This window comes from Herbiconiux sp. L3-i23, from assembly GCF_023734115.1.
Taxonomy (GTDB): domain Bacteria; phylum Actinomycetota; class Actinomycetes; order Actinomycetales; family Microbacteriaceae; genus Naasia.
Genome location: NZ_AP025737.1, coordinates 1,051,467 through 1,074,488 on the forward strand (window position 1 = coordinate 1,051,467; position 23,022 = coordinate 1,074,488).

The 23,022-nt window shown below is 69.4% G+C and carries 29 protein-coding genes; 25 read left to right on the plus strand and 4 right to left on the minus strand.

Annotated elements, in window-relative coordinates; translation table 11 throughout:
- The first annotated feature begins 20 nt into the window (after positions 1–20).
- The 9 genes from pgsA to dapF all read left to right on the plus strand — a co-directional run bounded on the left by pgsA (position 21) and on the right by dapF (position 7,478).
- A complete protein-coding gene (gene pgsA, locus NGH83_RS04955; protein ID WP_251857958.1) occupies positions 21–743 on the plus strand; it encodes a CDP-diacylglycerol--glycerol-3-phosphate 3-phosphatidyltransferase in 723 nt (240 codons plus the stop codon).
- Entirely contained in the window at positions 740–1,258 is a 519-nt protein-coding gene (locus NGH83_RS04960) for a CinA family protein (RefSeq protein WP_251857959.1), read from the plus strand. The genes pgsA and NGH83_RS04960 overlap by 4 nt, the downstream gene beginning before the upstream one ends.
- Positions 1,259–1,400: 142 nt before the next feature.
- Positions 1,401–1,748, plus strand: a complete 348-nt coding sequence (locus NGH83_RS04965) for a helix-turn-helix domain-containing protein (RefSeq protein ID WP_251857960.1) — start codon at positions 1,401–1,403, stop codon at positions 1,746–1,748.
- A gap of 100 nt (positions 1,749–1,848) precedes the next feature.
- Positions 1,849–2,070 (plus strand): DUF3046 domain-containing protein, encoded by a 222-nt coding sequence (locus NGH83_RS04970; protein WP_251857961.1) that lies wholly within the window; start codon positions 1,849–1,851, stop codon positions 2,068–2,070.
- A gap of 288 nt (positions 2,071–2,358) precedes the next feature.
- Entirely contained in the window at positions 2,359–3,423 is a 1,065-nt protein-coding gene (recA, locus tag NGH83_RS04975) for a recombinase RecA (RefSeq protein WP_251857962.1), read from the plus strand.
- A 4-nt stretch (positions 3,424–3,427) separates the two neighbouring features.
- Complete coding sequence (locus tag NGH83_RS04980) at positions 3,428–4,102, plus strand: regulatory protein RecX (RefSeq protein ID WP_251857963.1); 675 nt, start codon at positions 3,428–3,430, stop codon at positions 4,100–4,102.
- Positions 4,103–4,168: 66 nt separating this feature from the next.
- Positions 4,169–5,665, plus strand: a complete 1,497-nt coding sequence (miaB, locus tag NGH83_RS04985) for a tRNA (N6-isopentenyl adenosine(37)-C2)-methylthiotransferase MiaB (RefSeq protein ID WP_251857964.1) — start codon at positions 4,169–4,171, stop codon at positions 5,663–5,665.
- Complete coding sequence (miaA, locus tag NGH83_RS04990) at positions 5,662–6,606, plus strand: tRNA (adenosine(37)-N6)-dimethylallyltransferase MiaA (RefSeq protein ID WP_251857965.1); 945 nt, start codon at positions 5,662–5,664, stop codon at positions 6,604–6,606. Before miaB ends, miaA begins: the two co-directional genes overlap by 4 nt.
- Entirely contained in the window at positions 6,603–7,478 is an 876-nt protein-coding gene (dapF, locus tag NGH83_RS04995; RefSeq protein ID WP_251857966.1) for a diaminopimelate epimerase, read from the plus strand. The genes miaA and dapF overlap by 4 nt, the downstream gene beginning before the upstream one ends.
- Before the next feature lie 4 nt (positions 7,479–7,482).
- Here the strand turns inward: dapF and NGH83_RS05000 are convergent, their stop codons facing one another.
- On the minus strand, positions 7,483–8,097 hold the full coding sequence (locus NGH83_RS05000; RefSeq protein ID WP_251857967.1) for a class I SAM-dependent methyltransferase: 615 nt from the start codon (positions 8,095–8,097) through the stop codon (positions 7,483–7,485).
- Positions 8,098–8,164: 67 nt separating this feature from the next.
- On the opposite strand from NGH83_RS05000, the gene hflX reads away from it, so the two are divergent.
- A complete protein-coding gene (hflX, locus tag NGH83_RS05005) occupies positions 8,165–9,664 on the plus strand; it encodes a GTPase HflX (RefSeq protein ID WP_251857968.1) in 1,500 nt (499 codons plus the stop codon).
- A 90-nt stretch (positions 9,665–9,754) separates the two neighbouring features.
- On the opposite strand, the gene lexA is transcribed toward hflX, so the two are convergent.
- Positions 9,755–10,420, minus strand: a complete 666-nt coding sequence (gene lexA, locus NGH83_RS05010) for a transcriptional repressor LexA (protein WP_251857969.1) — start codon at positions 10,418–10,420, stop codon at positions 9,755–9,757.
- A gap of 238 nt (positions 10,421–10,658) precedes the next feature.
- On the opposite strand from lexA, the gene NGH83_RS05015 reads away from it, so the two are divergent.
- The 7 genes from NGH83_RS05015 (at position 10,659) to NGH83_RS05045 (ending at position 16,543) form a co-directional block, all read left to right on the plus strand.
- Positions 10,659–11,009, plus strand: a complete 351-nt coding sequence (locus NGH83_RS05015) for a LysM peptidoglycan-binding domain-containing protein (RefSeq protein WP_251857970.1) — start codon at positions 10,659–10,661, stop codon at positions 11,007–11,009.
- 91 nt (positions 11,010–11,100) lie between these two features.
- Positions 11,101–12,195 carry a histidinol-phosphate transaminase gene (locus NGH83_RS05020; RefSeq protein WP_251857971.1) on the plus strand — a complete coding sequence of 365 codons (1,095 nt, stop codon included), beginning with the start codon at positions 11,101–11,103 and terminating at the stop codon, positions 12,193–12,195.
- Positions 12,196–12,205: 10 nt separating this feature from the next.
- Positions 12,206–12,829, plus strand: coding sequence for an imidazoleglycerol-phosphate dehydratase HisB (hisB, locus tag NGH83_RS05025; RefSeq protein WP_251857972.1), 624 nt, complete (start codon positions 12,206–12,208; stop codon positions 12,827–12,829).
- Entirely contained in the window at positions 12,826–13,458 is a 633-nt protein-coding gene (hisH, locus tag NGH83_RS05030; RefSeq protein ID WP_251857973.1) for an imidazole glycerol phosphate synthase subunit HisH, read from the plus strand. Before hisB ends, hisH begins: the two co-directional genes overlap by 4 nt.
- Positions 13,459–13,572: 114 nt before the next feature.
- On the plus strand, positions 13,573–14,319 hold the full coding sequence (gene priA / locus NGH83_RS05035; protein WP_251857974.1) for a bifunctional 1-(5-phosphoribosyl)-5-((5-phosphoribosylamino)methylideneamino)imidazole-4-carboxamide isomerase/phosphoribosylanthranilate isomerase PriA: 747 nt from the start codon (positions 13,573–13,575) through the stop codon (positions 14,317–14,319).
- A gap of 7 nt (positions 14,320–14,326) precedes the next feature.
- Positions 14,327–15,085 (plus strand): SseB family protein, encoded by a 759-nt coding sequence (locus NGH83_RS05040; protein WP_251857975.1) that lies wholly within the window; start codon positions 14,327–14,329, stop codon positions 15,083–15,085.
- 63 nt (positions 15,086–15,148) lie between these two features.
- On the plus strand, positions 15,149–16,543 hold the full coding sequence (locus tag NGH83_RS05045; protein WP_251857976.1) for an aminotransferase class V-fold PLP-dependent enzyme: 1,395 nt from the start codon (positions 15,149–15,151) through the stop codon (positions 16,541–16,543).
- Here the strand turns inward: NGH83_RS05045 and NGH83_RS05050 are convergent.
- On the minus strand, positions 16,536–16,922 hold the full coding sequence (locus NGH83_RS05050) for a DUF1844 domain-containing protein (RefSeq protein ID WP_251857977.1): 387 nt from the start codon (positions 16,920–16,922) through the stop codon (positions 16,536–16,538). The two genes, NGH83_RS05045 and NGH83_RS05050, sit on opposite strands and share 8 nt — an antisense overlap.
- Before the next feature lie 274 nt (positions 16,923–17,196).
- Here NGH83_RS05050 and infC point away from each other — a divergent pair, with 274 nt between their 5' ends.
- The 4 genes from infC (at position 17,197) to NGH83_RS05070 (ending at position 19,369) form a co-directional block, all read left to right on the plus strand.
- Positions 17,197–17,859: a translation initiation factor IF-3 gene (gene infC / locus NGH83_RS05055; protein WP_251857978.1), complete on the plus strand. Its 663-nt coding sequence runs from the start codon at positions 17,197–17,199 to the stop codon at positions 17,857–17,859.
- Positions 17,859–18,053 (plus strand): 50S ribosomal protein L35, encoded by a 195-nt coding sequence (rpmI, locus tag NGH83_RS05060; protein ID WP_251857979.1) that lies wholly within the window; start codon positions 17,859–17,861, stop codon positions 18,051–18,053. The genes infC and rpmI overlap by 1 nt, the downstream gene beginning before the upstream one ends.
- A 33-nt stretch (positions 18,054–18,086) precedes the next feature.
- Entirely contained in the window at positions 18,087–18,473 is a 387-nt protein-coding gene (gene rplT / locus NGH83_RS05065; protein ID WP_251857980.1) for a 50S ribosomal protein L20, read from the plus strand.
- A 95-nt stretch (positions 18,474–18,568) separates the two neighbouring features.
- Complete coding sequence (locus tag NGH83_RS05070) at positions 18,569–19,369, plus strand: RNA methyltransferase (protein ID WP_251857981.1); 801 nt, start codon at positions 18,569–18,571, stop codon at positions 19,367–19,369.
- A gap of 2 nt (positions 19,370–19,371) precedes the next feature.
- Here NGH83_RS05070 and NGH83_RS05075 read toward each other — a convergent pair whose 3' ends face one another.
- Positions 19,372–19,596 carry a DUF1653 domain-containing protein gene (locus NGH83_RS05075; protein ID WP_251857982.1) on the minus strand — a complete coding sequence of 75 codons (225 nt, stop codon included), beginning with the start codon at positions 19,594–19,596 and terminating at the stop codon, positions 19,372–19,374.
- A gap of 87 nt (positions 19,597–19,683) precedes the next feature.
- Between NGH83_RS05075 and NGH83_RS05080 the strand changes: the two genes are divergently transcribed.
- The 4 genes from NGH83_RS05080 to NGH83_RS05095 all read left to right on the plus strand — a co-directional run bounded on the left by NGH83_RS05080 (position 19,684) and on the right by NGH83_RS05095 (position 23,005).
- Positions 19,684–20,469, plus strand: a complete 786-nt coding sequence (locus NGH83_RS05080) for an amino acid ABC transporter ATP-binding protein (RefSeq protein WP_251857983.1) — start codon at positions 19,684–19,686, stop codon at positions 20,467–20,469.
- Between the two features lie 59 nt (positions 20,470–20,528).
- Positions 20,529–21,446 carry a glutamate ABC transporter substrate-binding protein gene (locus tag NGH83_RS05085; RefSeq protein ID WP_251857984.1) on the plus strand — a complete coding sequence of 306 codons (918 nt, stop codon included), beginning with the start codon at positions 20,529–20,531 and terminating at the stop codon, positions 21,444–21,446.
- Positions 21,447–21,518: 72 nt separating this feature from the next.
- A complete protein-coding gene (locus NGH83_RS05090; RefSeq protein WP_251857985.1) occupies positions 21,519–22,166 on the plus strand; it encodes an amino acid ABC transporter permease in 648 nt (215 codons plus the stop codon).
- The gene (locus NGH83_RS05095; RefSeq protein WP_251857986.1) at positions 22,163–23,005 is read left to right on the plus strand and encodes an amino acid ABC transporter permease; all 843 of its coding nucleotides are present in this window, start codon (positions 22,163–22,165) and stop codon (positions 23,003–23,005) included. The genes NGH83_RS05090 and NGH83_RS05095 overlap by 4 nt, the downstream gene beginning before the upstream one ends.
- The last annotated feature ends 17 nt before the right edge of the window (positions 23,006–23,022 follow it).

The window sequence follows — 23,022 nt, forward strand, 5'->3', positions numbered from 1 at the left end:
GCAGGGGAGAGACGACGAACGTGAGCGGCGAGGCGCGAGAACCCGGTGGCAACGGCCCCAAGGGCGAGGCGATGCGCAAAGCGCGCGCCCAGTACGAGCGCGGTCAGGCCAAGGTCGTCGAACGCGCTCGCGGCCGGGTGCTGCAGTCCGGCGACACCAAGGCGAGCGACGGCAACGTCGCGAACATCATCACCGCGGTCCGCATCCTCTTCGCCCCCGTCTTCCTGACCCTGCTGCTGATCGACGCCGGAGACGGCGGCGCGCTGCGGTGGGTGGCGACGGCCCTGTTCGTCGTCGGCATCGCGACCGACGGCGTCGACGGCATGCTCGCGCGCCGCCGCAACCTCGTCACCAACGTCGGCATCCTGCTCGACCCCATCGCCGACAAGGTGCTGACCGGGGGAGCGCTCGTCGGGCTGTCGATCCTCGCCGAGCTGCCGTGGTGGGTCACCGCCCTCATCCTGGTGCGCGAGCTCGGCATCACCGCGTTCCGCTTCGCGGTTCTCCGAGACCGGGTCATCCCCGCGTCACGCGGCGGCAAGCTGAAGACCGTCTTCCAGGCTGTGGCGATCTCGTTCGCTCTCGCCCCATTCGCGGAGGTCGCACGCGATCTCGGCTGGGCCGCCGGGGTGCCCTGGATCGACGGGGTGAACACCGCGCTGATGTCGATCGCGTTGCTGCTCACGGTCGCCACCGGCATCGACTACCTGGTGCAGGCCTGGCGGCTCGGTCGATCGAGATGAGCGGCGACCCGGTCGAGCGCGTCGCCGCCGATGTCGTGCACGGTCTCGTCGCCCGGGGCCTGACCGTCGCCGTCGCCGAGTCGCTGACCGGCGGGCTCGTCGCCTCCGCGCTGATCGAGGTACCGGGCGCATCACGCACCGTGCGCGGCGCGATCGTCGCCTACGCCACCCCGCTCAAGCACGACCTGCTCGGAGTCGACGCCGCGCTGCTCGGCGAGCACGGCCCCATCCATCCCGACGTGGCGCTGATGATGGCGGCGGGCGTGCGGGAGCGCTGCGGAGCCGACATCGGCATCGCGACGACGGGGGTCGCGGGCCCCGACTCGCAGGACGGGCACCTGCCGGGCGAGGTGTACGTCGCCGTGGTCATGGCCGGCCGCACCGAGGTGCGCGGCCTGCAGATCGAGGGAGACAGGGCTCGGGTGCGCGGCCGGAGCGTCGTCGCGGCCCTCGAACTCGTCATCGAGACGGTCGGACTGAGCAACAGGCAGACTCCGCAGCATCCGCCGGGTTGAGTCGGAATAACTCAGGTTTCGGTCCGGTTACAGATGACGTGTTCACAAGCAATACTCAATCCCTCTCATTAGGGTTTGGGAATCGATCGCAGTACGGTGTCCGTTCCGGCACCGCGAAATCTTCAGACGTGAGGAGGGTCACATGGTTCTAGTTCGTCAGGAGCTCGGCGACGTTCTGCGGGACTTCCGCCTGCAGAAGGGCCGCACCCTCCGCCAGGTGGCCAGCAAGGCGAGCGTCGCGCTCGGCTACCTCAGTGAGGTCGAGCGGGGTCAGAAAGAGGCCTCGTCCGAAATCCTCGCCTCCGTCGCGGACGCGCTCGACACTCCCATCTCGGTCATCATGCGCGAGGTCGGAGACCGTCTCGCAGTGATCGAGGGCATCGACGTCCCCGATGCGCTTCCCGCCGACTTCGGCGAGCGGTACGCCGGCGAATCCTTCTCGAAGGACTCCTTCTCGAAGGATCTTGACGCCGACTTGGTCGCCCGCTGATCCGGCCCGTCCATCACCCGGAAAGCCCCGCTTCGTGCGGGGCTTTCCGCATGTCGGAGCACTCCCGGCCTCCCGCGCTGATGAAAGGAATCCTTCTTCGATGCAGTTGAGTGAGTTCCGCCTCGCCGTCGCCGAAGAGTTCGGCACCGCCCGCGGCAAGGCGCTCGTTCGAGAGATGAACCTCGGGGCCGTCGGGGGCCTCACCGCCGAGGAGGCGCTCGCGGCCGGATGGTCGGCGTCGCAGGTGTGGTCGGCGCTCTGCCGCGAGAACGACGTGCCGCTCGAACGCTGGCACGGCAGAGGTCGTCCCGACCCTCGCTGACGCGCCCTCCGGACGGCGAAAGGATTCGCAGGCGACACGCCGCCTCCGCCTCTCGAAGATAGTTTCGAACGGGCGTAATGTCCTGCACAGGTGGCAGGTCTCGTCCCGTCTCCACGGATAGGGGTCGTCCGGCATGCGATGTCGGTGGCTCTGTCTACCGTCGAGGCAGAACGAGTTCTCGTCCACTGAGCCTTGTCGCAGGTCGTCCCGCACGACCGACGCGACAGCCTATAGGCGCACCGCCCGTCCTCTCACCGCGTGCGAGGGCACACCGAACAGGAGACCGCAATGCCATCAGCAGCCGACCGCGAGAAGGCCCTCGAAACCGCCCTCGCCCAGATCGATCGTCAGTTCGGCAAGGGATCGGTAATGCGCCTGGGCAGTGACGAGCGCGCCCCGGTCGAGGTGATCCCCACGGGGTCGATCGCGCTCGACGTCGCACTCGGCATCGGCGGTCTGCCCCGCGGCCGCATCATCGAGATCTACGGCCCCGAGTCGTCGGGTAAGACGACGCTCACCCTGCACGCCATCGCGAACACGCAGCGTGCCGGCGGCATCGCCGCCTTCGTCGACGCCGAGCACGCGCTCGACCCCGAGTACGCGAAGAAGCTGGGTGTCGACATCGACGCTCTGCTGGTGTCGCAGCCCGACACCGGTGAGCAGGCGCTCGAGATCGCCGACATGCTGGTGCGCTCCGGCGCCATCGACCTCGTCGTCATCGACTCCGTCGCCGCCCTCGTGCCCCGCGCCGAACTCGAAGGCGACATGGGCGACTCGCACGTCGGCCTGCAGGCGCGACTCATGTCGCAGGCGCTGCGCAAGCTGACCGGTGGTCTCAACCAGACGAAGACCACCGCCATCTTCATCAACCAGCTCCGCGAGAAGATCGGTGTGTTCTTCGGCAGCCCCGAGACCACCGCCGGTGGTAAGGCGCTCAAGTTCTACGCCTCGGTGCGTCTCGACATCCGTCGCATCGAGACGCTGAAGGACGGTGCCGACGCCGTCGGAAACCGCACCCGCGTCAAGGTCGTGAAGAACAAGATGGCCTCGCCGTTCAAGCAGGCCGAGTTCGACATCCTCTACGGCACCGGCATCAGCTGGGAGGGCAGCCTCATCGACTTCGGTGTCGAGCACCTGATCGTCAAGAAGTCGGGCGCCTGGTACACCTACGAGGGCGACCAGCTGGGGCAGGGCAAGGAGAACGCCCGTAACTTCCTCAAGCAGAACCCCGACATCGCCCGCGAGATCGAGACCAAGATCAAGGCGAAGCTCGGCGTCGGTCCTGTCGTCGCGGTGCCCGACGAGGCTCCCGTCGCGATCGAGACCAAGATGCCGGCGCGCAAGGGCGCCTGAGCCGATGACCCGCGACGACGCCGGTGAGGCGGAGTGGATCGCTCCGGTCACCTACCTCTTCGGTGCCGCTCCCGAGGCCGCGACGCCTCGCGAGACGACTGACGAGAACGACGCCTCACCGCGTCGTCGCGGCGACATCCCTCGATCCGAGGGCGTCCTCCGGCATCAGGACAACTCCCGACACGACAAGGCGTCGAGCGCCGAAAGCACCCGTCGCATCGAGAACGTCAGCACCGCCGCGCTCGCTCGGCGAGGGCTTTCCGAGTCCGAAGTGCGCACCCGGTTGATGGACAAGGGCTTCACCGACGAGCAGGTCGCGCCCGAGGTCGAGCGCCTCCGTCGAGCCGGCTACCTCGACGACCGGCGTCTCGCGGAAGAGGTCATCCGCATCGAGGCCGAGCGCAAAGGCAAGGGGCGCACCGCGATCATCGCCGAGCTCCGCCGCCGAGGCATCGATCAGGACGACTACGCAGACGCCCTCGCCGAACTCGATCAGGAGAGCGAACGGGAGCGCGCCGAAGAGATCGCGGTGCGCAAGCTCGGCAGCCTGCGGGCACTCGACCCGCGCACGGCCGAGCGGCGTCTGTACGCCCTGCTCGCCCGACGCGGCTACTCCGGCGAACTCGCCCGCAATGCGGTCGGCGAGGCCATGCAGCGCTACGCGACAGACGTCGACTAGGCGCACTGCGACCCGCGGCTCGACACCGCAGAGGGCCTGTTCGCCCGCGATTACACTGGCCGAATCATGACCGACCTGCTCGCGCCGCCCCGCACCTATTCGGTGCGCACCTACGGCTGCCAGATGAACGTGCACGACTCCGAACGCCTGAGCGGATCCCTCGAAGCGGCCGGCTACATCCGATCCGAGAGCGACGACGCCGACGTCGTCGTCATCAACACCTGCGCGGTGCGCGAGAACGCCGACAACAAGCTCTACGGCAACCTCGGACACCTCGCATCGGTCAAGCGCCAGCGGTCGGGCATGCAGATCGCGGTCGGCGGCTGCCTCGCCCAGAAGGACAAGAACGTCATCCTCGAGAAGGCGCCCTGGGTGGACGTCGTCTTCGGAACCCACAACATGGGCTCCCTGCCGAGCCTGCTCGAGCGGGCACGTCACAACGACGAGGCCCAGATCGAGATCCTCGAATCGCTCGAGGTGTTCCCCTCCACCCTTCCGACCAAACGCGACTCCACGTACAGCGGATGGGTCTCCATCTCGGTCGGCTGCAACAACACCTGCACCTTCTGCATCGTCCCCGCCTTGCGTGGCAAGGAGAAGGACCGTCGGCCGGGCGAAGTGCTGGCCGAGATCCAGTCGCTCGTCGACGACGGCGCCATCGAGGTCACCCTGCTCGGGCAGAACGTCAACTCCTACGGCGTCGAGTTCGGCGACCGGCAGGCGTTCGGCAAGCTCCTCCGCGCGGCCGGCGCGATCGAGGGCCTGCAGCGCATCCGTTTCACGAGCCCGCACCCCGCCGCCTTCACCGACGACGTGATCGACGCGATGGCCGAGACGCCGAACGTCATGCCTCAGCTGCACATGCCGCTGCAGTCCGGATCCGACCGGATCCTCAAGGCCATGCGCCGTTCGTACCGCTCCGAGAAGTTCCTCGGCATCCTCGACAAGGTGCGCGCACGCATTCCGAACGCGGCGATCTCGACCGACATCATCGTGGGGTTCCCGGGCGAGACCGACGCCGACTTCGAGGACACCCTGCGGGTCGTCGAGCAGGCCCGATTCGCGACGGCCTTCACCTTCCAGTACTCCATCCGCCCGGGCACCCCCGCGGCGACGATGCCCGACCAGCTCCCGAAGGAGGTCGTGCAGGAGCGCTACGAGCGGCTCATCGCGCTGCAGGAACGCATCTCCTGGGAGGAGAACATGGCGCAGATCGGCCGCCCGGTCGAGATCCTCGTTGCCACCGGTGAAGGGCGCAAAGACGGAGAGACCCACCGGATGAGCGGCCGCGCCCGAGACAGCCGACTCGTGCACTTCGAGGTGCCCGCCGGTTCGCCGATCCCGCGACCGGGCGACCTCGTCGACGCCGTCGTCACTCAGGCGGCCCCGTTCTACCTCATCGCCGACGCCGAGAACGTCGCGCCGCTGCGGATCACCCCGACCCGCGCCGGAGACGCCTGGGACCGCGCCGAGGCCGACTCGTGCGCCGTGCCCGCGGCGCCGAGCGCAGGCGGTGCGCGCACCGTGTCGCTCGGTCTGCCCACGCTCCGCGTCGGGCGGTGACCGCACCGCCCCTCGTCGTCATCGGCGGCCCGACCGGTACCGGCAAGAGCGCCCTCTCGCTCGAGCTCGCCGAGACGCTCCGCGACCGCGGCCTCCGCGCCGAGGTGGTCAACGCCGACGCGATGCAGCTCTACCGCGGCATGGACATCGGCACCGCGAAGCTGCCGATCGAGGAGCGCCACGGCATCCCGCACCACCTGCTCGACGTACTCGAGGTCACCGACCTCTCCACCGTCGCCGGCTATCAGGAGCTCGCCCGCGCCGCCGTCGACGACATCAGAGCCCGCGGCGCCGTGCCCCTCCTGGTCGGCGGCTCGGGGCTTTACATCTCCGCGCTGATGCACGACTTCCGATTCCCCGGCACCGACGACGTCATCCGCGAACGACTCGAACGGGAGCTCGCCGACCGCGGGTCGGGGGCGATGTGGGAACGCCTCCGCGAGGCCGACCCCACCGCCGCCCTGACCATCGACCCCGCCAACGGTCGTCGGGTCATCCGGGCGCTCGAGGTCATCGAGTTCACCGGCGAGCCCTACAGCGCGACCCTGCCGGACGAGGCGCCCTACCGGGTGCCGACGATCGTCACCCTGCTCGACGTCGACCCCGCCGAGCGGCCGGTGCTCAAGAAGCGGCTCGCCGAGCGCGCGCGGGCGATGTTCGACGACGGGCTCCTCGACGAGGTCGAGCAACTCCTTCCGCTCGGCCTCGCCGAAGGCCTGACCGCCTCCCGCGCCATCGGTTACGCGCAGGCGATCGACGTGCTCGCGGGCCGCCGCACGCGGGCTGACGCGATCGACGACACCACCGCCCTCACCTGGCGGTACGTGCGACGCCAACGATCGTGGTTCGGACGCTACCGGGACGCCCACCGGATCCCCGTCGGCGACCCCGCCGCCGCCGGCCGAGTGCTCGCGCTGCTGGAATCTAGACTCGAGACATGACCACGATCGCGTTCACCAAAGGCCACGGCACGGGCAACGACTTCGTGCTCGTCGCCGACCCCGACGGCGAACTCGACCTCACGCCCGCCGACGTCGCCGCACTCTGCGACCGCCATTTCGGAGTCGGTGCCGACGGTCTGCTCCGGGCCGTCCGCTCGCGCAGCATCGACGTCGGCGCCGACGCTCTCGCCGAGGATGCCGATGCCGAGTGGTTCATGGACTACCGCAACGCCGACGGCAGCATCGCGGAGATGTGCGGCAACGGCATCCGCGTGTTCACCCGCTTCCTGATCGACGAGGGGCTCGCCGAGCTCGCCTCCGGTGACACGCTCGCGATCGGCACTCGCGGGGGAGTGCGCGACGTCCAGCGCACCACCGACGGGTTCGCCGTCGACCTCGGCCGGTGGCGACTCGAGGGCGGCGAGCCGCTCGTGCACGTCAAGAGCCTCCCCGTCGCCCGGCCCGGCGTCGCGATCACCGTCCCCAACCCGCACGTCGTGATCGCGGTCGCCGACGAGAGCGAGCTCGAGAACGCGGATCTCGCCTACATCCCCGTCGTCGAACCCGACCCCCAGGGCGGCACCAATGTCGAGCTGGTGCTCCCCGCCGACCCGCTCGTCAAAGACGCCGTCGGGCGCATCCGCATGCGGGTGCACGAGCGCGGCGTGGGAGAGACGCTCTCCTGCGGCACCGGCGCGGCCGCCGCCGCCCTCGCCACCCGACACTGGGCGGGCGCGAGCGCGCCCAACGACTGGCGCGTCGAGGTGCCGGGTGGCGTCGTCGGCGTGCGGATGTTCCCCGCCGAGGACGGCGAGCACGTCTCCCTGAGCGGCCCGGCGGAGCTGGTGTTCCGCGGCACCGCCGAAATCTGACGGCTCAGCCGAGACGGCGCCGCACCCGCAGCACCCTGAAGCCCCGGTTCGTCGCCGAGCGCGTCGTCGTGTAGTCGGGCGGCAGCGTGGACTCGAGCCAGCGCTGCAGCGAGTCCGACCCGAGGTTCTTCTGCACCACGAGCCAGGCGTCCCCGCCCGGCGCCAGACGGGGCAGCCAGGTCTCGAGAATGCCGTGCAGCTCGCTCTTGCCCACCCGGATGGGCGGGTTCGACCAGATGGTGCGGAACGAGACGTCGTCGGGAACATCCGCGGCCAGGCTGGCGTTGACATTGGTGAGCCCGAGATCGGCCGCGTTGCGGCGGGTGAGTTCGAGCGCGCGTTCGTTGACGTCGACGGCCCAGACCGTCGCGTGAGGAGATTCAAGTCCGAGGCTCAGCGCGATCGGACCCCAGCCGCAGCCGAGATCGAGGAGGTCGCCGCCCGGAGGAGGCGGCGGAACGTGCGACAGCAGAACGCGGGTGCCCCAGTCGATGTGATCGGGGCTGAAGATGCCCGCCGCCGTCGTCACCTCGACATCACGGCCGGCGAGGGACACGGTGATCCGGCGTGGACGGAGCTCGCTCGCGGGATCGACCGAGAAGTAGTGGTCCCCCGTCATTGGAGGGCACCTGCCGACCGGAACATAGAGGCAACTTAGCGGAAACCAGGAGATAGTGTTACAGCCCATGATCGAACGACCCGAGACACCGACAGCCGACGAGGACGTCGTCGCGCGCGTGCTCGGTGCCGCCGAGCGCCGCTCGGCGGACTACGCGCTGTTCCCCGCACGGACCGGCATCGTGTCGACCCCGCGCGTCGACCACGACGGCGAGCAGTTCGACCTCGAAGAGCGGCAGGCGCTTCGTCGCGTCTCCGGACTCTCGACCGAACTCGAAGACGTCACCGAGGTCGAGTACCGACAGCTGCGCCTCGAGCGCGTCGTGCTGATCGGCGTGTACTCGCAGGGCAACGCCGCCGACGCGGAGAACTCGCTGCGTGAGCTCGCGGCGTTGGCCGAGACCGCGGGCGCCTCGGTGCTCGACGGCCTGCTGCAGCGTAGGCCGCACCCCGACCCCAGCACCTACTTCGGTCGCGGCAAGGCCGAGGAACTCCGCGACACCGTCGCCGCACTCGGCGCCGACACCGTCATCGCCGACACCGAACTGGCGCCCAGTCAGCGACGCGCCCTCGAGGACGTCGTCAAGGTGAAGGTGATCGACCGCACCGCGGTGATCCTCGACATCTTCAGCCAGCACGCCAAGAGTCGCGAAGGCAAGGCGCAGGTCGAACTCGCCCAACTCGAGTACCTGCTCCCGCGACTGCGCGGTTGGGGTGAGTCGATGTCCCGCCAGGCCGGTGGCCAGGTGAGCGGTGGCGCGGGTATGGGCTCGCGCGGACCCGGTGAGACGAAGATCGAGCTCGATCGTCGTCGCATCCACTCCCGCATGGCGAAGCTGCGCAAGCAGATCGCCGCGATGAAGCCGGCCCGCGACGCGAAGCGCGCCAACCGTCGCCGCAACGAGGTCCCGTCCGTCGCGATCGTCGGATACACGAACGCGGGCAAGTCGAGTCTGCTGAACCGCATCACACGGGCCGGTGTGCTGGTCGAGAACGCACTGTTCGCCACGCTCGACGCGACGGTGCGCCGCTACGAGACCTCCGACGGACGCTCGTTCACCCTCGCCGACACGGTCGGCTTCGTGCGCAACCTGCCGCATCAGCTGGTGGAGGCGTTCCGTTCGACACTCGAGGAGACGGCGGATGCCGACGTGCTCGTGCACGTCGTCGACGCGTCCCATCCGGATCCGGGTGCGCAGCTCAGCACCGTCCGCGGTGTCGTCGGCGAGCTGGGTGCGCGAGAGATACCCGAGCTGGTCGTCTTCAACAAGAGCGACCTGGCGTCCCCGGACGACCGGTTGGTGCTGCGCGGGCTCGAGCCCGACTCGATCTTCGTCTCGGCGCGCACCGGAGAGGGCATCGACGAGCTGCTCGAGCGCATCGCGACGCTGCTGCCGAAGCCGCGCCACGAGGTCCGCGCCGTCGTCCCCTTCGACCGGGGCGAGCTGATCGCCCAGGTCCACGAGCGCGGCCAGGTGCTGAGCCTCGACTATCGCGAAGACGGCACCCATCTGCACGCGAACGTGGGCGAAGAGGAACTCGCGGCGCTCACTCCGTTCCTGCGCTGAGCCCGCCGGCGGTGACGGCGCCGTCGAGGTGCCCGGTTCTGCGCGTGCGAGCGCCTCAGCACCCGCGGAACCGGGCACCTCGAGCGCGGCTCAGACGGAGCGGAGCACCGCGGTAACGACGCCCAGCACCTGGGCCTCGTCGCCGAGGATCGGCTCGAACGCCGAGTTGCGCGGCAGCAGCCAGGTGTGGCCGTCGCGCTGCTTGAAGACCTTGACGGTCGCCTCCTCGTCGAGCATCGCCGCGACGATGTCGCCGTTCTCGGCGGTGCTCTGCGAGCGGACGACCACCCAGTCGCCGTCGCAGATGGCGGCATCGATCATCGACTCGCCGACGACCTTCAGCATGAACAGCTCGCCCTTTCCGACGAGCTGGCGGGGGAGGGGGAACACCTCTTCGACCTGCTGCTCGGCGGTGATGGGGATGCCGGCCGCGATCCGACCGACGAGCGGCACCATCGCCGCATCGCCGACGGGCGTCGCCGTCTCACCGGTGTGGGACGAGCTGGAGGGCAGGTCGATGAGCACCTCGAGTGCACGCGGCCGATTGGGGTCGCGGCGCAGGTAGCCCGACAGCTCGAGCTGACCCAGCTGATGGGTGACGCTCGAGAGCGAGGAGAGGCCGACGGCGTCGCCGATCTCGCGCATGCTCGGCGGGTAGCCGCGCGTCGACACGGACTGCTGGATCGTTTCGAGGATCGCCATCTGCTTCTCGCTGAGGCTCTTCCTCCGGCGCGTTCCCGTGCGCTCCACCGTCATGACGTCTCCCATTCCCCCCGAGCCCCGACCCACCCGCGGAGGCGATGTCGGAGGCTGCTGTTTCGATGTACCCGAACATCGAAACTGTATCCGCCCGGGCGGATCGGGAGCAACGCCTGTTCGAGCTTGTCTTCGAATGACTCGCGAGAATCAGGCCTTCGCCTCACTGGTTGACGTGTTCGACATTCGAAGATACATTCGGAACACAGCTTCGTTCCGGAACGAAAGGTTGAGACTCATGAGCACCATCACCGTCGGTCACCTGGCCGCCCCGGCTCGTCCCCACCTGCGCATCACCCGCCGTGGACGGGTCGTTCTCGGCGCGCTTCTCACCCTTCCCACAGTCGCGGTCATCACCGCGATCGCGATGTCGTCCGCACCCGCCGTCGCGTCGAACGAGAGCTCGACGCAGCAGTTCGCGTACGTCACCGTCGAGGCGGGGGAGTCGCTCTGGTCCGTCGCCGAGCGCGTCGCTCCGGCTTCCGACCCCCGCGACGTCATCGCCGACATCGAGCGGTTCAACGGGCTCGACTCGTCGGCCGTCGCCGCCGGCCAGTCGCTCGCGATCCCCGCCACGTACACCGACTGACGCCCACACCGACTGGCACCTGCATCGACTGGCGCGCACCGCACTGGTCATGGGGCGGGCAGCTCGGGAGCGGGCTCCTAGACTCGATCGGGTGACTTCGCTCGACGACCTCCCCATCCGCGACGATCTCCGCGGCCGTGAACCCTACGGCGCACCGCAGCGCACGGTGAAGGTCGCGCTCAACGTCAACGAGAACAGCCACGGCGTCCCCGAGGACGTCGCGCACGACATCGTCCGCCAGGTCGCCGAGGCGATCCTCACCATCCACCGGTACCCCGATCGCGAGTTCACCGTCCTCCGCGAACGGCTCGCCGGGTACCTCGGCCATGGGCTCTCCGCCGCGAACATCTGGGCGGCCAACGGTTCCAACGAAGTCACTCAGCAGGTGCTGCAGGCCTTCGGCGGTCCCGGGCGCAGCGTGCTGGGCTTCCCGCCCACCTACTCGATGCACTCCATCCTCGCGGGCGCCACGGGCACCGAATGGGTCGAGGGCCGCCGCGACGAAGGCTTCCGCATCTCACCCGAGACCGTCGTGGCCGAGATCGACCGCACCCGCCCCGACATCGTCTTCCTCTGCGCTCCGAACAACCCCACGGGCACCGGGGTGCCGCTCGAGACGATCGCCGCCGCCTACGACGCCTTCGACGGCATGGTCTTCGTCGACGAGGCGTACGCCGAATTCATGCCGAGCGGCGCACCGAGCGCACTGACCCTGCTGCCCGACCGCCCGCGCCTCATGGTCTCGCGCACGATGAGCAAAGCGTTCGCCTTCGCGGGGGCGCGCGTCGGCTACCTCGCGTCGGACCCCGCCGTCGCCGACGCCCTGCGGCTGGTGCGCCTGCCGTACCACCTCTCGGCGCTCACGCAGGCGGCGGCGATCGCCGCACTCGGCCACGCCGACGAGATGCTCGGCATGGTGGAAGAGATCAAGGTGCAGCGCGATCGGCTGATGGCCGAGCTGCCCGGGCTCGGCTACTCGCCGTGGCCGAGCGAGGCGAACTTCGTGCTCTTCGGCGGCGTCGCCGACCCGCACGCGACCTGGCAGCACCTGCTCGACCACGACGTGCTCGTCCGCGATCTCGGCATCCCGAACACGCTACGGGTGAGCGCCGGCACCGAATCGGAGACGACCGCGTTCCTCGCCGCCCTTTCTGGGGCTGACGGCGCCCTCGGCGCCCGCTCGTAGACTGGGACCCGTGACTTCAGAAGGCTTCCCCGTCGGCTCGCGGACCGCGCACATCGAGCGCGCGACCAGCGAGTCCTCGATCGACCTGCGGCTCGACCTCGACGGCACCGGTACGGCCGACATCAGCACCTCGGTGCCGTTCTTCGACCACATGCTAACCGCCTTCGCGAAGCATTCCCTCACCGACCTCACCGTCCGCGCGACGGGGGACATCGAGATCGACGTGCACCACACGGTCGAGGACACCGGAATCGTGCTCGGAACGGCGATCCGTCAGGCGCTCGGAGACAAGGTGGGCATCGCCCGGTTCGGTGACGCCACCGTGCCGCTCGATGAGGCGCTCGCCCGTGCGGTCGTCGACATCTCGGGGCGCCCGTTCCTCGTCCACGACGGCGAGCCGTCCGGCTTCGAGTTCCACCTCATCGGTGGCCACTTCACGGGCTCGATGGTGCGGCACTTCTTCGAAGCGCTCGTCTTCGCCGCCGGCCTGACGGTGCACCTCGACGTGCTGCGGGGACGCGACCCGCATCACATCGCCGAGGCCGAATTCAAGGCGTTCGCGCGCGCATTCCGCGTCGCGAAGGAACTCGACCCGCGCGTGCAGGGCGTGCCGTCCACGAAGGGTGCGCTGTGACGCGACCCACGGTCGCGGTGCTCGATTACGGCAGCGGCAACGTCCACTCGGCGGTCAAGGCCCTCGAGCTGGCGGGAGCCGACGTCGAACTGACCGCCGACCGCGCCCGCATCCAGGGCGCCGACGGCCTCCTCGTTCCGGGCGTCGGTGCCTTCGCTGCCGTGATGGCGGCTCTCGACGCCGCACGCGGTGCGGAACTGATCGACCGTCGCCTCGCAGGAGGGCGACCGGTCCTCGGCATCTGCGTCGGCATGCAGGTCATGTTCGAACGCGGGGTCGAGCGCGGCGAGGGAGTCGACGGACTCGGCGAATGGCCGGGCACGGTCGACCAGCTGCGCGCCCCGGTGCTCCCGCACATCGGCTGGAACACCGTCGACGTCCCCGACGAGACGGTTCTCTTCGACGGCATCCGCGACGAGCGCTTCTACTTCGTGCACTCCTACGGCGCCCGAGAGTGGAGCCTCGACGTGCAGAAGCCCCATCGGGAGCCGTCGGTGACCTGGGCGACCCACGGCGAGCCGTTCGTCGCCGCCGTCGAGAACGGGCCGCTCTCCGCGACCCAGTTCCACCCCGAGAAGTCGGGCGCCGCCGGCATCCGGCTGCTCTCCAACTGGATCCGCTCGCTCTGACGCGCGAAGCGCCTCGCGGGTGAAGGATATGCTCGTTGGCGTTTTGCCCCGTCGATCGTCCCGCAGCCCGGGAGACGCGACGCCCGCCACCCGAGAAGAAGGAACCATCCGAGCATGAGCGAGTTCATGAAGACCCCGAAGCTCACCCTGCTTCCCGCGGTCGACATCGCCGACGGCAAGGCCGTGCGACTCGTGCAGGGCGAGGCCGGCTCCGAGACGAGCTACGGCGACCCGACCGATGCGGCCGCCGACTGGGTGCGGCAGGGCGCGGAGTGGATCCACCTCGTCGACCTCGACGCCGCCTTCGGCCGCGGCAGCAACGGCGCCGCCCTCAAGCGCGTCATCCGTGCCGCACGGGGTGTGAACGTCGAGCTGTCGGGCGGCATCCGCGACGACGCCTCCCTCGAGCAGGCCCTCGAGTCCGGCGCGAAGCGCATCAATCTCGGCACCGCGGCGCTCGAGAACCCGGAATGGGCGGCGAACGTGATCGCGCAGTACGGCGAGGCGGTCGCGGTCGGGCTCGACGTGCGCGGCACCACCCTCGCGGCGCGCGGATGGACGAAGGAGGGCGGCGACCTCTGGGCGGTGCTCGACCGTCTCGAAGACGCCGGCTGCGCACGATACGTGGTCACCGACGTGACCAAGGACGGCACCTTGCGCGGTCCGAATCTCGAGCTGCTGCAGCAGGTCATGGACCGCACCGAGCGTCCCGTCATCGCATCGGGCGGCGTGTCCACCCTCGACGACATCGCGGCGCTGCGCGAACTCGTTCCCCAGGGGCTCGAAGGCGCCATCGTCGGTAAGGCGCTCTACGCCGGCAACTTCACCCTCGCCGAGGCCCTCGACGTCGCAGGACGCTGAGCCGCGGGTGAGCGCCGGCGACCGATCCGCCGACTCGGCCGGGCAGCCGTGGGCGGGGCGACACTTCGAAACCACGCCGTTCGCGGATGACGACGGGTCGGCGCCCGAACGGCTCATCGAGGCGATCCGGCGCTTCCGGTCGCACGAGGTGCGCGAGGCCGAGGTCATCGACGCCCTCCGAGGCACGCGACTGCTGGTGCCCATGCTCGCGATGCTGGGTGAGGCGGCCCCCGGGCCGCACGGTGCGCTCGTCGACAAGAGCGCGGATCTCGCCATCGTCACGGTCGCGACCCGCGACGGCCGCCGCGTGCTTCCCGCCTTCTCGTCGGTCGGCGCGATGACGGCCTGGAATCCGAAGGCACGTCCGGTGCCGGTCGAAGCCGAGCGCGTCGCACTGGCCGCCGCGTCGGAGGGCACCGACCTCGTCATCCTCGACCCCGTCTCCGACACCGAGTTCGGGCTCCGCCGCTCCATGCTCGAGTCGCTCGCGACCGGAGCCGCATGGCGCGGATGCTGGAGCGATCCCGACGTCGTCGGCGCGTTCGCGTCGAGCGGGTTCGGTGAGGACGCCGTGCAATCCGTCGAACTCCTGCCGGGGGACCCGGACGCCCGCTTGCAGAGCCCCGAGCTGCGCGTGCGGCTCACCCTCGCGCCCGGGCTCGACCGCGCCGGGCTCGATGCGGTGCTGGCGCGGCTGGGGCAGCGCTGGGCCGCGGATCCGGTCATCGCCGCGCGGGTCGATTCGCTCGCCGTCTCGGTGGAGTGAGACCGCCTTCCGCGGGCGACGCCAGGCCTTGACGGGACCCGTCTCGAGGTCGACCATGGCGGCGTGAACGGGCGAGAGAACGACCTCACGGCCATCGACGATGCGGTCGAGCGCGCACTCGACTGGCTCTCCGTCGTACCGACGCGCGAGGTGCCCTCGCGCCTCACCCCGGAGGAGGTGATCGCCTCGCTCGGCGACCTGAGCGAGCGCGGCAGACCCGCGCCGGAGGTGATCGACTCGCTCGACGAGGCGGTGCGGCCCGGCTTGATGGCGAGCGGATCGGGACGCTTCTTCGGCTGGGTGATGGGCGCGACCCTGCCCGTCGCGATCGGGGCCGACTGGCTGGTGACCGCCTGGGATCAGAACGCGGGGATGCGCGACTCGACCCCTGGCGTCGTCGGCGTCGAAGAGACCGCCGCGCGATGGCTGCTCGACCTCCTCGGCCTGCCCGAGGACTCAGCGGTCGGCTTCACCACCGGCGCGACCATGGCGAACTTCACCGGCCTCGCCGCCGCACGCGGGGCGGTGCTCTCCCGTCTCGGCTGGGATGTCGAGACGCAGGGGCTCATCGGCGCCCCTCCGGTGCGGGTGCTGGTCGGCGAGGAGCGGCACGGGTCCATCGATCTGGCGCTGCGCTACCTCGGGTTGGGACGCGCCGAGACGGTGCGGGTGGACGACCAAGGGAGGATCGACGTCGCCGATCTCGCGTCTCGCCTCGCGGAGCCGTCGGAGACGCGCGGCGGGACGATCGTGTGCCTGCAGGCGGGCAACATCCATTCGGGTGCGTTCGACGACTTCGCCGGCGCGGTCGAGGCCGCCCACCGGCACGGCGCGTGGGTGCACGTCGACGGCGCGTTCGGACTGTGGGCGGCGGTCGTGCCGGACCTCGCCGACCTGACCGCGGGGCTCGCCGGAGCGGACTCGTGGGCGACCGACGCGCACAAGACGCTCAACACCCCGTACGACTGCGGCATCTCCGTCGTCGCGGACGCGAAGGCGGCGCTCGCGGCGACGTCCTCGCACGCCAGCTACCTGCTGACCTCGAGTCGCGTCGATCCCCATGAACTCGTGCCCGAGATGTCGCGGCGCGCCCGCGGCGTGCCGGTCTGGGCGGCGCTCGCCTACCTGGGGCGCGACGGGGTGCGGAACCTCGTCGCCGGACTCGTCGAAGCGGCACGGGGCATCGCCGACGGGATCTCCGCGATCCCCGGCACGACGGTGCTCAACGACGTCGTCTACACGCAGGTCAGCGCCACGTTCGGCGACCGGACGGGGGAGGTGTTCGGGCGCATCATCGAAGACGGCACGATCATGCCGTCGGCGAGCGTCTGGCACGGCCAGCCGGTCATCCGCTTCTCGGTGAGCTCGTGGCGCACCGGCACGGAGGAGGTCGCTCAGACCGTCCGCGCGGTCCGGACGGCGGCGGAAGGCGCCGACGTGCTGTCGCCCGTCAGTTGACCGGGCCGGTCCACTTCTCGCCGGGCCCCTTGCCGATCGGGTCGGGGTACGGCGACGCCTCGCGGAACGCGAGCTGCACCGACCGGAGCCCGTCGCGCAGGGCGCGCGCGTGGTGGTCGCCGAGGTAGGGGGCGCTCGCGGTGACGAGCCCCGCGAGGGCGTCGATCAGCTTGCGGGCCTCATCGAGGTCGACGCGCGGGGTCGCCGGGCCGTCGTCGATGCCGAGACCGCACTGCACCGCGGCGGCCGAGAGCAGGTGCACGGCGACCGTGTTGATCACCTCGACCGCGGGAACTTCGCCGATGTCGCGGACGTAGTCGCCCTCGTACGTCGCGTCGTAGGGCTGCGCTCCGCCAAAGGAATGGGTGTGCTCGCTCATACCGGGAAATCCTTCCGCGAGGACGCGCCGTAGGATTCGGGCGCCGCCTCTGCTAACATTGTCGGGTTGTCCGCGGCCGAAGGCTGATGCCTCACGCCCCGCGACACAGGAAAGTGGAGTTCGACTCCCACCCGCGATAACCGCCTCAACAGGTTACCGGGTCGAAGACACCCCGTCGCGGGCCGCGAGGCCCCGCTCGAGATCGAGCAGGGGGAGACCGGCGCGCCGGTCGTGTCGGAGATGCGCCCCACTTCCTCGAGAACGTTTCAAACGAGTGAAGGAGCAGCGCATCAGCGATCCCCGTACCAACGACCGCATCCGTGTCCCCGAGGTCCGACTCGTCGGACCGAGCGGTGAGCAGGTCGGTGTCGTCTCCATCGACGTCGCCCTCCGTCTCGCACGTGAGGCGGACCTCGACCTCGTCGAGGTGGCACCCAACTCGCGGCCCCCGGTCGCGAAGATCATGGACTACGGGAAGTTCAAGTACGAGACGGCGCAGAAGGCGAAAGAGGCCCGTCGCAATCAGACGAACACCATCCTCAAAGAGGTGCGTTTCCGTCTGAAGATCGACAACCACGACTACGAGACCAAGCGCAAGCGCGCCGAGGGCTTCCTCAAGGCGGGCGACAAGGTCAAGGCGATGATCCTCTTCCGCGGACGCGAGCAGTCGCGCCCCGAGCAGGGCGTGCGTCTGCTGCAGCGTTTCGCCGAGGACGTCAGCGAGTTCGGCACGGTCGAGTCGACCCCGACCATCGACGGCCGCAACATGGTGATGATCATCGGGCCGCTCAAGAACAAGGCGGACGCCAAGGCCGAGGCCCAGGCGCGAGCGAAGGCCAACAGCAGCAGGACCGAGGCGCCGAAGGGCGACGAGGCCGCTGCAGACCAGACCACCGGACCCGCCGCCGCGGAGTCCGAGACCCCCAAGGAGAAGTAATGCCCAAGCAGAAGACGCACTCCGGTGCGAAGAAGCGGTTCAAGCTCACCGGCTCCGGCAAGCTCATGAAGCAGCAGGCCGGCATGCGCCACAACCTCGAGGGCAAGTCCAGCGTCCGCACCCGTCGCCTCAACCAGGACCAGGTCCTGTCGCCGGCCGACGCCAAGGTCGCCAAGAAGCTCCTCGGCCACTGAGCCGACGCCACGAGAGTTAAGGAAGAAACCTAAATGGCAAGAGTCAAGAGGGCCGTCAACGCCCACAAGAAGCGTCGGGTCATCCTCGAGCGCGCCGAGGGCTACCGCGGCCAGCGTTCGCGCCTCTACCGCAAGGCGAAGGAGCAGGTCACCCACTCCCTCGTCTACGCGTACCGCGACCGTCGTGCACGCAAGGGCGACTTCCGCCGCCTGTGGATCCAGCGCATCAACGCCGCGGCCCGTGCCGAGGGCATGACCTACAACCGCTTCATCCAGGGCCTCGGCCTCGCGGGTGTCGAGGTCGACCGTCGCATCCTCGCCGAACTCGCCGTGAACGAGCCCGCGACCTTCGCCGGCCTCGTCGCGACCGCCAAGGCCGCCCTTCCCGCCGACACGTCGGCGCCGAAGACCGCCGCCTGAGGCTTCCGCTCCACCGAACTGCCCACTTCACCCCGTCCCGCAAGGGAAGAACGGGGCGAAGTGGGCAGTTCGTCGTTTCACGTAGGCTCGACGCCGTGCTCGAGAACCCCCGCGCCGCGCGCGTGAAGACCGTCGCGAGGCTCGCGTCGAAGAACACCCGCTCCGAGACCGGCGCCTTCCTGCTCGAAGGTCCGCAAGCGGTCGGCGAGGCGCTCGCATGGCGCCCCGAACTGCTCGTCGAGCTGTTCGCGACTCCCACGGCGCTCGAACGCTACCCCGACGTCGCCGAGGCGGCGCGGAACGCAGACATCGAGATCGAGTACGTCAGCGAGCCGGTGCTCGACGCGATGGCCGACACGGTCACCCCGCAGGGCTTCGTCGCCGTGTGCCGCCAGTTCCCGACCTCGATCCGCGACATCTTCGGCGGCTCCCCGCAGCTCGTCGCCGTGCTCGAAGAGGTACGCGACCCCGGCAACCTCGGCACCATCATCCGGGCCGCGGACGCCGCCGGTGCCGACGCCGTCGTGCTGAGCGGCCGAGCCGTCGACCTCTACAACCCGAAAGTCGTGCGCGCCACGACCGGGTCGCTCTTCCACCTGCCCGTCGCGGTCGGTGCCGACCTCGGCGACGTGCTCGGCCGTGCCCGCGCCGCCGGCCTTCAGACCCTCGCCGCCGATGTCAAAGGCGACGACCTCCGTGCCCTGTCGGTCGACGGGTCGCTGCGCCGGCCGACCGCGTGGATCTTCGGCAACGAGGCCCGAGGGCTCGAAGACGGCGACCTCGCCAAGGTCGACGGGGTCGTCGCCGTGCCGAACTACGGCAAGGCCGAGTCGATGAACCTCGCGACCGCCGCGTCGGTCTGCCTCTACCAGAGCGCGTTCGCGCAGCGCGGCTGAGCTCAGTCGACCCGGCGGAAGCGGGGGACCGGTACCCCGTCGATCTCGACCGTCTCGGCGAACATCGCCGTGGGGCGGACCCAGACGCCGCCCGCGCCGTAGAGCGCGCGGTAGACCACGAGCTGCTCCTCGGTCTCGCTGTGCCGGGCGTTGTGCAGCACCTCGTAGCGGCCGCCCTTGTAGTGCTGGTAAAGGCCGGGGGCGATGTTCTCCTCGTCAAGGCTCACGACGGGACAGCGTAGCCAGGTGTTTCGGCACGGTTACGATTCGGGCCTCAACTGGCGACTTGGGGACACTCAACCTAGGGTCGAACCATGGCCACGTCCAAGGAAAGCGGCGCGACCACCCCGACGACGAAGTCCGGCGAGCCCCTCGTCGTCGTCGAGGGCGTCGACAAGCACTTCGGAAAACTGCACGTCCTGAAGGACATCACGACCACCGTCGCCCGCGGCGAGGTCGTCGTCGTGATCGGTCCGAGCGGCTCCGGCAAGTCGACCTTCTGCCGCACCATCAATCGACTCGAGACGATCGACGCCGGTTCGATCACCATCGACGGCAAGCCGTTGCCCGCCGAAGGACGTGAGCTCGCGAAGCTGCGCGCCGACGTCGGCATGGTGTTCCAGTCGTTCAACCTCTTCGCCCACAAGACGGTGCTCGAGAACGTCACCCTCGGGCCCATGAAGGTGCGCCGGCTCGGCAAGGCCGAGGCCGAGAAGGAGGCGATGGTCCTCCTCGAACGGGTCGGCGTCGCCAACCAGGCGAAGAAGCTGCCCGCGCAGCTCTCAGGCGGGCAGCAGCAGCGCGTCGCGATCGCCCGCGCCCTCGCGATGCAGCCGAAGCTGATGCTGTTCGACGAGCCGACTTCGGCGCTCGACCCCGAGATGATCAACGAGGTCCTCGACGTCATCACGGGTCTCGCCCGCGACGGCATGACCATGATCGTCGTGACCCACGAGATGGGCTTCGCCCGCAAGGTCGCCGATCGGGTGCTGTTCATGGCCGACGGGCAGATCCTCGAGGACGCCGCGCCGTCCGAATTCTTCGACGCTCCGAAAACGGGGCGCGCCAAAGACTTCCTCTCCAAGATCCTGACTCACTGATCTGCCCACGAGGCATGAGGAAGACCCCACCGCACATTGCACGAGAGATGGGACACACGATGAAGATCACGCGAATCGCGGCCGCAGCAGCCGCGGCGTTGACGGTCGTCGCACTGACGGCCTGCGGCGCACCGGGGAGCGCCGGCAGCGGCGGCTCCGCGGCGCCGGAGGAGAGCGGAGGTGACGGCCCGTACGGGCTCGAGATCGCGGAGAACCCCGAGTTCGAAGCGGGTACCACCATGGCGACCCTCGCCGATGCGGGCACCATCACGATCGGTACCAAGTTCGACCAGCCGCTGTTCGGCCTGCTCGGCCCGGGTGACATCCCCGAAGGCTTCGACGTCGCCATCGGCGCGCTCGTCGCCTCGAAGCTCGGCATCCCGTTCGACTCGATCGAGTGGACCGAGACCCCGTCGAACATCCGTGAGACCGCGATCCAGAACGGCGACGCGTCGCTCGTGGTGGCGACCTACACGATCAACGACAAGCGCAAGGAGCTGATCGACTTCGCGGGACCGTACTTCGTCGCCGGCCAGGCCATCATGGTGCTCTCGGATAACGACGACATCACCGGCCCCGACGACCTCGAAGGCCAGCCGACCTGCTCCGTCGAGGGCTCGACCCCGGCGGCGAACATCGTCGACAACTACGGCGCCCAGCTGTTCGCGACCGATGTCTACAGCAACTGCCTCGACCCGCTGCGCAACGGCCAGGTCGTCGCGGTCACGACCGACAACGTGATCCTCTCGGGCTTCGTCGCCCAGAACGAGCCCGAGTTCAAGCTCGCCGGCGACGGTGAGACCTTCACCGAGGAGCCCTACGGCATCGGTCTCAAGAAGGACGACCAGGCGTTCCGCGACTTCGTCAACGATGTCCTCGAGGAGGCCTTCGAGGACGGCACGTGGGCCCGCCTGTTCGAGCAGACCGCAGGCCAGGTGCTGCCCGTCCCGGACCCGCCGACGGTCGACCGGTACTGATCCACCACACCACCGGATCCGCGCGGCGCCCCTGAGCCTCAGGGGCGCCGCGCCCACCGACGAGGAGAGACGATGGGCGCCGTTTTCGGCAACCTCGACCTGTTCTGGCAGGGCTTCGGCAACACGCTGTTGATGCTCGGCGGAACGCTGCTGTTCGCGCTGCCGCTCGGCATCGTGGTCGCCGCGATGCGCATCAGCCCGTTCGGCAGCCTGCGCGTCGCCGCGACGGTCTACACCGAGTGGCTGCGCAACACCCCGCTCACCCTCGTCTTCTTCTTCATGGTCTTCGTGATGCCGCGTCTCGGCGTGACGATCGACTTCATCCCCTCCGCGATCCTCGCCCTCACCCTCTACACGGCGCCGTTCTTCGCCGAGGCCATCCGGTCGGGCATCAACTCGGTGCCCGTCGGGCAGGCGGAGGCGGCGCGCAGCATCGGCCTCGGGTTCGGCCAGACGGTGTCGCTCGTAATTCTGCCTCAGGCCATCCGCAGCGTCATCCCGCCGCTGATCAACGTGACCATCGCGCTCACCAAGAACACCTCGGTGGCGACCGGGTTCTTCGTCTTCACGCTCGTCAGCGTGCTCACCCGCCTGATCCGCAACAACCCCGCGGACCTCGCGATGCTGTTCCTCGGCATCGCGTTCTGCTACCTCCTCATCACCATCCCGCTCGGTCAACTGGCCGACCGGCTCGAGAAGCGTCTGGTGGTCACCCGATGAGCTCGGTCCTGTACGACGCCCCCGGCCCGCGGACGAGACGGACTTCGCGGGTCATCTCGACCGTGATCGGCGCGATCCTCATCGTCGCCGTCGGCTACGTCCTGCTCACCCTCGGCGGCCAGGGGCTGTTCGACTACGAACGGTGGGACATCTTCAACGACCCGCTGGTGTGGCTCGACCTGCTCGGCGCGCTCGGCACGACGCTGCGGCTCGCGCTCATCTCGTCGGTGCTCGCCATCCTGCTCGGCATGGTCATCTCGCTGCTACGCATGGCGGACCACTCCGCCATCCGCATTCCCACCACGATCGTGCTCGAGTTCCTGCGCGGTCTGCCCGTGCTGCTCATGATGGTGTTCTTCTGGGCGGTGCTCGGCCTCGATCAGGAGATCGCGGTCATCATCGCGCTGAGCCTCTACAACGGTGCGATCATCGGCGAAGCGCTGCGTTCCGGACTCGTCGCACTACCGCGCGGTCAGCGCGAGTCCGGTCTCGCGATCGGCCTCGGCAGCCTGCAGACCCGGCTCGCGATCGAGTTCCCGCAGGCCTTCCGCAACATGCTGCCGATCATCGTCGCTCAGCTGGTCGTGCTGCTGAAGGACACCTCGCTCGCGTACGTGCTCGGCGGCGTCATCGAGCTGATCCGTCGCGGTCGCCTCACCGCCGAATTCTTCGGAGCCTCGCAGTACTCCTTCTCGATCTTCGTCGTCGTCGGCGCCATGTACCTCGCCGTCAACCTCACGGTGTCGGCGATCGCCCGCCGCCTCGCGAAGCGGCGCGGCTACAGGGAGGACCCGGTGACCGCGAACACGGACCAGTCCTTGCAGGCGCCGTCGATCTGACCGCCGTCCGCTCGGTA